Annotated in this window: 7 protein-coding genes and 1 pseudogene; 2 read left to right on the top strand and 6 right to left on the bottom strand. The window is 36.7% G+C overall.

What is annotated here, in order from left to right:
* Positions 1-256 precede the first annotated feature (256 nt).
* Positions 257-2,152, top strand: a complete 1,896-nt coding sequence (locus DL897_RS14075; RefSeq protein WP_113659779.1) for a hypothetical protein — start codon at positions 257-259, stop codon at positions 2,150-2,152.
* 248 nt (positions 2,153-2,400) lie between these two features.
* Complete coding sequence (locus DL897_RS14070) at positions 2,401-3,723, top strand: hypothetical protein (RefSeq protein ID WP_145962224.1); 1,323 nt, start codon at positions 2,401-2,403, stop codon at positions 3,721-3,723.
* A gap of 46 nt (positions 3,724-3,769) precedes the next feature.
* Here DL897_RS14070 and hfq read toward each other — a convergent pair whose 3' ends face one another.
* The 6 genes and pseudogenes from hfq to DL897_RS14040 form a co-directional block, all read right to left on the bottom strand.
* Positions 3,770-4,027 carry an RNA chaperone Hfq gene (gene hfq, locus DL897_RS14065; RefSeq protein WP_113659777.1) on the bottom strand — a complete coding sequence of 86 codons (258 nt, stop codon included), beginning with the start codon at positions 4,025-4,027 and terminating at the stop codon, positions 3,770-3,772.
* 117 nt (positions 4,028-4,144) lie between these two features.
* On the bottom strand, positions 4,145-5,077 hold the full coding sequence (gene miaA, locus DL897_RS14060; protein ID WP_113659776.1) for a tRNA (adenosine(37)-N6)-dimethylallyltransferase MiaA: 933 nt from the start codon (positions 5,075-5,077) through the stop codon (positions 4,145-4,147).
* Entirely contained in the window at positions 5,071-5,850 is a 780-nt protein-coding gene (locus tag DL897_RS14055; protein WP_240627460.1) for a class I SAM-dependent methyltransferase, read from the bottom strand. The genes miaA and DL897_RS14055 overlap by 7 nt, the downstream gene beginning before the upstream one ends.
* 9 nt (positions 5,851-5,859) lie before the next feature.
* The gene (gene mutL, locus DL897_RS14050) at positions 5,860-7,767 is read right to left on the bottom strand and encodes a DNA mismatch repair endonuclease MutL (protein ID WP_113659774.1); all 1,908 of its coding nucleotides are present in this window, start codon (positions 7,765-7,767) and stop codon (positions 5,860-5,862) included.
* Between the two features lie 76 nt (positions 7,768-7,843).
* Positions 7,844-10,381: pseudogene (gene mutS / locus DL897_RS14045) on the bottom strand (DNA mismatch repair protein MutS); the annotation flags it as partial.
* Positions 10,382-10,547: 166 nt separating this feature from the next.
* Positions 10,548-11,912: a reverse transcriptase/maturase family protein gene (locus tag DL897_RS14040; protein ID WP_113659772.1), complete on the bottom strand. Its 1,365-nt coding sequence runs from the start codon at positions 11,910-11,912 to the stop codon at positions 10,548-10,550.
* Between the last annotated feature and the right edge of the window lie 224 nt (positions 11,913-12,136).

Genomic DNA, 12,136 nt, shown 5'->3' with positions numbered 1-12,136 from the left:
TGGAGGAGATTTTCTTCTAAAGGAACTAGATAGCTTTAAAAGGTAATCTCGGTAAAACGGTCCTCTACATAGCAATTAGCTTGTACAGAATAAATTCTTGCATTATAATAGTTATAGTATTTAGTTAATACTAATTTATTGATATAATTATTTAGTATCACTATTTTCTCTCTATGTAGGATTTACTATTTTTCACCCATTTCTTGTGGTCTTTTTTAACTCTCTTCTTATATAAAAGAAGAGAAAGGAGGAGCTTATGAAAAATAAACAACCCCATGAACTACTGGAATACTTCCGTACCGAAGATGGTCAACCTATTGAAACAACATCGACTCATGGCTCGCCCATTGATTATAAAAAAATCGCAACAAAAGTCGGTGCAACCATTATGGTATCCGCATTATCAGCTGGTGCACTTGCTGGATGCATTAATGGTGTAGACAGTGCCAAAGGAATTAAGCACTTTAATGAGATGGCTACTGCTAAAGTTCAAGAGGCTGATCAAACTTCTGAAGAATCAAGCAAGAAGCAAGTCGAAATTAACATCTCCGATGATCAGTTTCAAAAAATTATCGATTCTGCTGTAAAAGTCATTGAACAAAAACAATCTCAAAAGAGTGAAGAATTTGTAGCACAGAAAACTGAACCACAAGTAGAAGAAAAAACGGTGGATGATCTGATCAATTCATCTCCTTTGGCTCTTAACCATGGCAAAAAAAGCTTACTAGACCTAATAATTAGTGTTCCAGACGACAATCCAGAGCCTTCCAAATCAGATACTCCATCCATTACAGCGAGCACTCAGCCAATTCAAACTGTTAATAAAAATAATAAACAGCAAGATGATAATTTGAAAACAGCTGGAATATCTTCTATTAAAAATCTAGGAAACCCATTCATTGATGATGATTATTATGATGACGATTATTATGATGATTATTATGATGACGATAGTGATACAAAGAAGCCTAATAACAAAGGCAAAGGAAAAGGTCATGATAAAAAATGGCAACCAAAAAATGATGATGAACTGAAAATTGTTATAGCTGTAGTACCAGTATTTGATGATTATGGTAACTATATTGGTACACAAACCTACTATTCAGATGGTACATCCGTTATAGATTACACAGATAAAAACCACAATAAAGACGACAACAACAAAAACAATAAAGACGACAACAATAAAAACAATAAAGACGACAACAATAAAAACAATAAAGACGACAACAATAAAAACAATAAAGACGACAACAACAAAAACAATAAAGACGACAACAACAAACATGATAAAGACGACAATAACAAACATGATAAAGACGGCAATAACAAACATGATAAAGACAGCAATAACAAACATGATAAAGACGACAACAACAAACATGATAAAGACGACAATAACAAACATGATAAAGACGACAATAACAAACATGATAAAGACGGCAATAACAAACATGATAAAGACAGCAATAACAAACATGATAAAGACGGCAATAACAAACATGACAAAGACGGCAATAACAAACATGACAAAGACGGCAATAACAAACATGATAAAGACGGCAATAACAAACATGATAAAGACGGCAATAACAAACATGATAAAGACGGCAATAACAAACATGATAAAGACGGCAATAACAAACATGATAAAGACGGCAATAACAAACATGATAAAGACGGCAATAACAAACAAAACGATGATGGTCTCATTATTCTTAAGAAGGATAATCACGATAAACCGAATGTTGCATTGTTAAAGGATAAACCTAAAACATCCAGTCCAAAAGAACAACCTGTAGTTAAGTCGATCAAAACTTTAGACAATAAATCGAATCATACGAATGACAACAAAGTAGTACTTCCAAAACAAGACCAACCAACGAAAGATGTCGTTAAAAACTTTACACCCACAAACAAAACTCAAAATAATAATATTACTTCTAAAAAATCATATACCAAAAAAGCTCAAGTCAAACAATACAAGCTTACTAAAAAGCAATCCGCATTTACCAAAGGTGAGTATAATAAAAAAGTTAGCTTAAAGAAATCAAAAACATATTTAACCAAAAAAAATGGCAAGAAAAGTAAGATTACAGAAGTAAAGCTTCAAAAAAATAACCTTGGACAAAAGAAACTAAATGCTCTATAAATAAAGGGGTGGTATAATCCACCCCTATTCTTTATGAAATGGGAGGGTTGTCTTTGAAAAGTATTTCCTATGATTTAAATGGTAGTACTCTTACTCATTATCTACATACCAATGAAATGCTATATGTTACCTCTTTGATAAACAAAGATACTCCTATCGATACCTTGTATGACTTAGTTGACTTATATGATATTGGTATCTCTTTTGAAGTAGAGATAGAAAAAAATCAAGAAGATCATACTCTTATTATGAAATATCAGCTGGAACAGGATTATTCATCGGTTACTTTTGCCAAAGATAGCTTATCTTCTATACAAAAACTTCAAGTTGCTCAAAATGTACTTAATTTGGGTAAATATTTTGAAAAAAACACTGAATTCGTTCTCGTAATGAGCCCTTTAAATATTTATATTCATGAAAAAAGCTTAACAGTTAAAGTACTTTATGTAGGAATTAAAGGGGCTATGCCTGTTACGGAAGAATTTTCAGGTTTACCTATTGATCAAGTAAAAAATCTACTTGGTTTTTTATTTCAGCTAAATGAAAAAATCTTTAGTACTCTATCAACACAAGAGCAGGTAGCAAATATCCAATTTAGACAAGCAGTTGATGAGGCAAAAGATTTTCATGAATTAGAGGAGATTATTCAAAAAGAACACGATTTGCAAAAAAAGTTATTGGAAATTAGACAACAAGAAGTAGCTAAGAAAAAAGAGGAGGAGGAGGAAGAAGACGAGGTAGAGGAAAGTATAGAAGAAGAGGAGGAAGCAAACCATAATCAACCTATAACTATTCCAACTGTAACTCCATCACCTAAAAAATATACAAAAATAATTGCAATTAGCATAGCTACTCTTCTAATAGGTGGAATTAGTTTCTACTTTGCTAAAAGCTATCTATTTCCTTCATCTCAAGCTAATCCACAGGAAAATCATTTCGAAAAAGGAAAAAATTTAGTAGCTGCACAATTATTTGATGAAGCAATCCAACACTTTGATAAGGTTGACTTTAAAAAGCTTACGAAAGATCAGTTACAGATTGTTTTATCCGCCTATATCAATGCCAATAAGCCACAAAGAATTATTGATTTACAACCAAACCTCGTTGATGATGTTCTTGATTTTTATATTAAGGACAGTAATTTTGAGGCTATTAAAAAACTAAAATCGAACCATTTATTAATACAATTTGAACAAGCAGTTATTAAAGATGATCGTAAAACCATACTTTCCCTCATCAATAAACTTTCACCTAAACAACTAGATCAAAGACGTATTTTTTTAATCGCTTTTACTTATATGAAGGAACATGACTTCAATCAAGCTCTAGAGTTTGTTAAAAAACACAAAGAGAAAAAGTTTGAAGTAGTTCTTTCCCACATTCAAAAAAATGACTACACTAAAGCTTTTGAACAAGCTAAACTACAAAAATCGAAGTTTTTAATGCAAATCGTTAAGGAAAAGGAAATGGAGTATATTTCCAAATCAAACATATCGATTACTGAAAAGCGTACCAAAATTAATGCAATTAAAAAAGAAATTGAATCCTTAAAAAAAGAAATAATAAAATAAAGAAATACCCCGAATCCACCATTCTTTGGGGAATCGGGGTATTTCTTTATTCAGCCGCACCTATATTTTCTCTATGTTCTTCTGAAGACATTAAAGAAACAGGACGTGCAGGTGTAAAGGTGGAAATTGCATGTTTATATACCATTTGCTGTTTTCCTTCACTGTCGATAATGATGGTAAAGTTATCAAATCCTTTAACCACACCTCGAAGTTGATAACCATTTACTAAATAGATCGTTACTGGTACTGATTCTTTGCGGATCTGATTGAGAAATGTATCTTGAATATTAATGGTCTGTTTCAATGTCTGTACCTGCCTTTCGACTATTATTTTCATGGATAACATACAAATAATCTCAGGACCTACTTTTCTACTATTTTTCTATGTAACTCCTCCTATGTATTTTTACATTACTTAACTTTATTCTCTATAGCGTGGGAACTTTCCTGCTACAAGTTGTTGAATTTCAGTATAGACTGGGTTTTGCATTACGTCAAACCAATGGATCTCTGGAATCCTACGAAACCAAGATAATTGACGTTTTGCAAACTTTCGCGTTCCTCTTTTGATCGATTCGATAGCCTCCTCCAATGTGATATCGCCATCGAGGTAACTTATGATTTCTTTATACCCGATTGCCTGTATCGAAGTCAAACCATCATGATACCCTTTTTCTTTTAGTTGCTTTACTTCTTGTATAAGCCCTTGTTCGATCATCTGATCAACTCGCTGATTGATCCTGTCGTATAGGAGATCACGTGGCATAGTGAGACCAATCCATAGCAAATTATAAGGAGAAGTTTTTCTTTTTTTTTGATCAGAAAATCGTTTACCAGTTTCGTGATAGACTTCAAGTGCACGTATAATTCTTCTTCGATCATTCGGATGAAGACGACTCGCTGTTTCTGAGTCTACTTCTTGTAAACGCTGATAAAGTACCATATTTCCTTCTCGTTCAGCTAAGTTGATCAGTTCGGATCGATATGCTCGGTTTTCGGAAACTTTCGGCATATGATATCCATGTGTAATTGATTCTACATATAAACCCGTTCCTCCTACTAGCATAGGAAGATGACCACGCTGATAAACATCCCAAATCGCTCTCTCAGCTAACTGTTGAAATTCCTGTACAGAAAAAGAGGTATCTGGATATATCAGATCAATCATATGATGAGGAATTTCTCTACGTTCTTGAGCCGTAGCTTTAGCTGTGCCAATATCCATCTCCTTATAAACTTGCATCGAATCTCCTGAAATGATTTCTCCCGTAAACTCTTTGGCTAACTTTAAGCTAAGTGCGGTTTTCCCTACTGCTGTGGGCCCTACAATAACCAGTAAATCTGGATTCACCACGCTCCCTCCCTCGGTTTAATTATTCCCCAGGCATAGTTGGAAGCCTCTTTTACCACTTGAAAGCCCAAGCGTTCAAATTCTCCACTTACGACTCGCTCTTTCAATAGTACTGCTTTACGTGCTACACGCAATGCCTCCTTAACTGCCCATTTATTTAGAGGGGCTGGGTTTGCTAATGGTTTTAGTGCTTGCATCGCTGCTGATTCTTTTACAGTTTGTCGAAACATTGGATCAAAGCAAACAATATCGTATGAGCAATCAGGACTTTCTCTGAGATAAGAATCATAGTCAGCTTGGACTACTTCAATTCGTCTCATCGCTTCATTAACCGGTTTACGTTTACTATCATAAGTCTTAAGACCATGCTGTACAATGGCTGCTATAGCCGGTTCGCTTTCTAAACCAACCACTCTTCCTTGCTCACCAACAACAAAAGAAGAGACAATGGCATCCGCTCCCATACCTAGAGTACAGTCTAAAATATGATCCCCTTGTTCCATGCCTGAGCTTTGGATGAATGAGTCAGGCATTCCCTTTATTAAATGTTTTATTCGTAGTATGGACATATTTGGATGAAAAAAGAACACATGTCCTTGGATATCTTCATATCGCCATTCTTGCTTAGTTACAATACATGCCTTCTCTTGGTGTAACTCACTAAATAATTCGTTTAAAGAGGCTCGCTTTCGCTCAATGAAAGGAACCCCTAACTTGGAAGCTAGAGTCCTGGCCTCTCTAATCTGCTTAGGTGTTGGGTTAAAAGATGTTGTCACAAACAATGCTTACATCACTCGCTTAAACATTTTTTCTAGTTCATAGGTCGAAAAATGCACAAAAATCGGTCGTCCATGAGGACACGTAAAAGGATTATGACACCCTTTTAACTCCATAAGCAAATGTTCCATCTCATCTTGTCTTAGATGGCGATTTGCTTTGATGGCTGCTTTACAAGCCATCATCTTAGCACTTTCATCACGAAGTCGAGCTGTATCTACTTTTCCATTCTCTTTGAGCCACTCGATGATTTCATAGATAATCTCTTCTTCACTTTCTTTAGGAAACCAATGAGGATAAGAGCGAATAATAAAGGTAGTTCCTCCAAAGTGTTCGATCTCTACTCCCCAGTCTCTTAAATAAGATTGATAGGCTTCTAATATTTTTGCCTCAGATGCTGTACACTCCATCGTTATTGGAATGAGTAAAGACTGTTGACGGTGATTTTTCTCACCTAACTTTTGAGAAAATCGTTCATAATAAATTCGTTCATGGGCTGCATGCTGATCTAATAAATAAAATCCATCCTCCGCTTGTGCCACGATATACGTACCATGAACTTGCGCTAGCGGCATGATATCTGGAAGACGATTTAAATCTGATACTTTCTCCTTGGCACGAACCAACTCTTGATCAATACTCATTTCAAACCATGAAGAAGATGGCTCTTTAACCACTTTTGATTGTTTTGCTTCTATTATGGCAGAATCATCCACCGTTTTTTCTTGTAACTCTTTTTTTATTTGGACCGATGCCTCACGTATCTCTTGTGTGGCTGGTGATTTCTGAATATATGCTGATTCATTATGCAATGACGTCATCTGATTCATCTTTTTGGGAACAGGTGCAGCTAAATCAAGCCGTTCCTGGACTGTAACTGTTTTTTCATTTTTACGCTCCCAAGGACTGGTCGCTTGAGGAACAAATGTCTGTTTAACAAATGTCTCTTGAAGTCCTCGTTGAATCAATTCACAGCAATCTTTTTCTTTACTTAATCTCACTTCCAGCTTAGCAGGATGTACATTGACATCGACCAATTTCGGATCCATCTCAATATGTAAAGCACCAATGGGATAACGTCCTGACGGGAGTAATGTTCCATAGGCATGTAGGATAGACTGAGTAATAGGGATACTTCGGACAAAACGACCATTTAAAATCAGGGTAATATAGGAACGACTTGCTCGTGTAATCTCAGGTTTACTAAAAAATCCTTTTATCCCAAAATCCATATTGTCAATTTGAATCGGCATCATCTTACTTGCGACTTGCTTTCCATATAAAGCATATAAAACATGTAGTAACTTACCGTCTCCTGAAGTTCGAAAAAGCTCACGTTGTTGATGACTTAAAGTGAAAGAAATATGGGGATGAGCAAGTGCCATTCTTCCAACAACATCTGCAACATGTCCGACTTCTGTATTCACTGTCTTAAGGTACTTTAAGCGGGCAGGTGTATTATAAAATAAGTCTGTTACAACCACATCCGTTCCGCGAGGACGAGAGGTGGATTCGACACTTTTTTCCTCTCCTCCTTCCATTTGAATCGAGGTGGCTAACTGGGAAGGATCATGGGAAGTGGTAAGCGTTACACGAGCAACAGAAGCGATACTAGGCAAAGCTTCACCTCGAAAGCCTAATGTACGAATCGCAAATAAATCCCGTTCTTTTTTTAATTTACTTGTTGCATGACGGGCAAAAGCTAATTTAGCATCTTCAGGCTCCATTCCCACGCCATTGTCCGTAACCCGGATTCGAGATATGCCACCTTCTTCCAGTTGGATGGTTATTTGAGTTGCATGTGCATCAATTGCATTTTCGACGAGCTCTTTCACAATGGATGCTGGACGCTCCACCACCTCACCTGCAGCAATTTGGTTTGCTACATGATCATCTAATATGGCGATATTGCCCATAACAGTCTCCCCCCTTTAAGTTCAACCAGAGCTAGCTGAAAACCCTCTGGTTAAGATGATATCTATCAATCTCTGTCTATTTTAGCTTTTGCTGAAGTTTGAGTAGAAATTGCATGGTATCCAGTGGTGTTTGGTTCATCAGATCACAACTGCGTATCGCTTCTAAAACTTCTTGCTCAGCCGAAGATTTAGGGTTTTCTTCTATTTTCTTCACTTCATCTTGTGACAAATAATCGAATAATGTCAGTTGTGTTCCTTCTGGTTTTTGTAATAGAGTGGTAGAGGAAGCCGCTAAGGAAGTTGCTGCTACTTCAGCTTGTCCACTTTCTAATTCTTGTAAGATCTCTCTGGCCCGATGAGTTACTTCTTTAGGCAAACCTGCTAACTCTGCTACATGAATTCCATAACTCCGATCTGCCCCACCTGGGACAATACGATGTAGAAATACAACTTTCCCATCTTCTTCCCTACATTCAGCATGTACATTAAAAACCCGTGTTAACTCTTCTTCCAAACGAGTTAATTCATGATAGTGAGTAGAAAACAAGGTTTTAGCTTGTACATGATGATGAATATACTCGACAATTGCATGAGCAAGAGCCATCCCATCATAGGTGGAAGTCCCTCTCCCTACCTCATCTAACAAAATTAAACTACGTGGTGTTGCTTCTTTTAATGCATGGCAAGTTTCGACCATCTCTACCATGAAGGTACTCCGTCCACCTACTAAATCATCAGCTGCTCCAATTCGAGTGAAAATACGATCGACTAAAGCAATCTCAGCATGATCCGCGGGAACAAAGCTACCAATCTGAGCCAAAATTGTAATTAAAGCTACTTGACGCATATAAGTACTTTTTCCTGCCATGTTTGGACCCGTAATTAAGAGAATTTGCCGATCTTGTGCATTTAACTTTACATCATTGGCGACAAAACTACTCTCTTCCGATACAGCTTCAACAACAGGATGACGTCCTGCCTCAATAAGTAAATGATCTTGCTGATGCACAATCGGACGAACATAGCGATAGGTTTTTGCTACTTTGGCAAAAGCATGTAAAACATCCAATGAAGCTACCCATTCAGCAACCGATTGAATCCGTTGAACCTCTCGGGAAATATGATTACGTACTTGCACAAATAAATCATATTCTAATTCGACTGATTTCTCTGAGGCATTTAAAATCAATTGCTCTTTTTCTTTTAACTCAGGGGTAATAAAACGCTCTGCATTCGCCAATGTTTGTTTACGAATGTATCGCCCCTCTGGAATATTACGTAAATTGGATTTTGTTACTTCAATATAGTAACCAAACACACGATTATATCCAATCTTTAGTGACTTAATCCCTGTTGCCGCTCGCTCTTTTTGCTCTAATTGAGCAATCCAATTTTTACCATTTTTTTGAATTTCCCTGATTTCATCTAACTTTTGATGAAAGCCTTCTCGGATAATTCCTCCTTCTTTTGTTGTAATCGGAGGTTCATCGACGATGGCCTGTCCAATTAATTCGCATATATCATGACAGTCATCAAGCCATTTTTCGATTTTTTGTAAATGTTGGCAGGAAGAGCTTTTTAACAACTCTTTAAGTGAAGGGATTACTTGTAAGGAACGTTTTACTGCATTAAGATCTCTAGCATTCGCTGATCCATAGGCAATTCGTGTTGCCAGCCGCTCTAAATCATAGACTTGTTTTAATAAGTCATGCATTTCTTCTAAGAATAGGAAGTCCTCCAAAAATGCTGCTACAATATCTTGACGCTGCTGAATTTCTGGAATGGATAGTAGAGGCTTATCCAGCCATTTTTTTAATAAACGACTTCCCATTGCTGTTGCTGTTCGATCCAACATCCAAAGTAAGGAGCCACGTTTTTTTCCTTCACCTAGTGTTAGTGTAAGTTCTAAATTACGACGTGCCACATCATCAAGCATCATAAACTGTTTAGCATCATAATATTGAAGCCGATGCAAGTGGCCCAGAGAGCGTTTTTGGGTTTGTTTTAAATACGCATACAGCAAAGCTAGACCTTGTTTTCTTACTTGAGTTGTACATATTTGTGTATACCTTGAGAATTGCTGCTGCAATACTTCTTCATCCAAATTTTCAAGTGAAAACGGTGTTACCACTGCTTTTATTCGCATTTTTAGTGATTGAACTAGTTGTTGTTGGTGAAACAGATGCTGATCCAATACCACTTCTTTCGGTGCATAAGTAGATATTTCGTCTAGTAAAAAGTCGAGAGAATGATTGATTTCTGTTAAATGACACTCACCTGTTGATAAATCGCTTGCCACAAGTGCATAAGACCCTTCTGTCTCTGTTATTACCAATAAAAAGTTGTTTTCCTGTTCGACTAACATATTCTCTTCAATAATCGTACCTGGGGTAATCACACGGACAACTTCCCGTTTTACAACACCTTTCGCCACAGAAGGATCTTCAACTTGTTCACAAATAGCCACTTTATAGCCCTTTTGAATCAATTTTTCAATGTATGATTGAGCAGAATGATAGGGAACCCCACACATAGGGATTCGTTCATTTCCACCCCCATCTCTTCCAGTTAATGTTATCTCCAACTCTTCTGCCGCTTTTTTCGCGTCATCAAAGTAGGGTAAGTACTCGGCGCCTTACTATATTTCTATAGCAGGTTTCCCAGAACTCCCCTCCGAACCGTACTTACACCTCTCAGCGTATACGGCTCTCCACCTATCTTGATCTAGCTTCTCCCTTAAATATCAATTTCATGAAAAGCATACACAGAACTAGCATTTTTCACTTTTTCTGTTGGGGATTCAAGTTTCGAACTGGGAATACATCTACCATACTGTCGGTAATCACTTTTTTTCGTCTTTTAAATCCTCCATGATAAAGAATAGAACTTCGTCCTTTGATAGATGAGTCAGTCACTGTAAAAAGACCATCTCGGCGATATTTTCCCATGATCTTTCGAACAGAGGTATTGTATTTACAAGCCAAAGTTTTAGCTAAACTTTGTTGCATAATGTAATAAAAATGACGTAATACTGTTACATTGTTTGCTAATTGATAGTATCGGTATATCCCCTTGATTTCTTGATTGTATACCTGAAGTATTCTTGTATCCTCCAAATTTACTAAGTCGGTTCTGTGTATCGCTTTCCATTGATTATTCGAATCGACCTTAAGGACATTGAGGCTTCTCAATTTTCCTATCCATTTTTCTTTAGGAACATATAATTTTATCTTTCTTGTTTGCCCCTCTTCCCTTGTACACTTCAGTTGATATCCCAAAAAATGAACTGCTTTTTTAGCATGGACAATCTGTACATCCTTCAGAGATAGTTTAAGCTTCTCATGACAGAAATGAATCAGCTTATCTTTTACTGTTTCTGCATCTTTTTTACTTCCAATGACTCCAATCAAATAATCATCAGCATACCGAGTATAAAATAACTGCTTATCATTCGGATTTTTATGAACATCCATTGTCTCATAGGAATGCTTAAGCTCAGATACAAAGGTATCTAATTGGTGAAAGTAAATATTAGCCAAAATCGAGCTTAGTACTCCTCCTAGTGGCGTACCACTATATGTTTGGTGATATTTCCATTCATACAAATAGCCTGCTTTCAAACATTGATAGATAAGCTGAATAAACTTCTCATCTTTAACCTTTCGCCTTAATAAATGGATTAACAGATGTTGATCCATTTGTTCGAAACATCCTTGGATTCCACCCAAAATAAACCACTTTACATTGGTGAAGGTACTTTGTACTTCTGTAAGCGCAGTATGGCAACTACGTTTGGACCTGAAGGAATGAGAGTGATCAGAAAAGGTGCCTTCATAAATTGCAACGAGTAACATCCGTATGATTTCAAGTACCAGTTGATCCTCCAAAACGCCATTTTGCTTTGAAACAGGCTGTAGCCTATACGTCTGATCCTTAAGCTTTCTAATAACTCGGTCGATTCGTTCCTCAAAATCTCTTTTTCTATCAATGGGTATTTTTCGGTATGCATGTTTAGAGAGTAGGTTTTGATAAGCCAACATGTAAAATTCTTTATTATATAAATTTCGATACAATCTTTCATAATGATACAAGGGGTTATTTGATTTAGAAGCTAGATTGTTTAATACAATTTCAGGACTTCTCAAGAGCCTCTCGCTCCTTCCCAAATGGTATTAAACCCGATAGGCTATTCTCCTTCGCCATGTACTAGGCTTTCCCTAGCTCCGACTACTATGAGAATTCCGTTACCCTATGGGATTTTCAGTGTCCTCGTCACATAGCCATTTAAAGGCGCTCCCACTTAGGTAATCCCCGTTTAGCCTCTTAGAGACAAGCCTACTGTGATATCGGATGGGTCGTTCACCTTTTA

Source organism: Thermoflavimicrobium daqui, assembly GCF_003313465.1.
GTDB lineage: Bacteria > Bacillota > Bacilli > Thermoactinomycetales > Thermoactinomycetaceae > Thermoflavimicrobium > Thermoflavimicrobium daqui.
The sequence above is the reverse complement of the archived record's forward strand: the minus strand, read 5'-3'. Positions and strand labels throughout refer to the sequence as shown.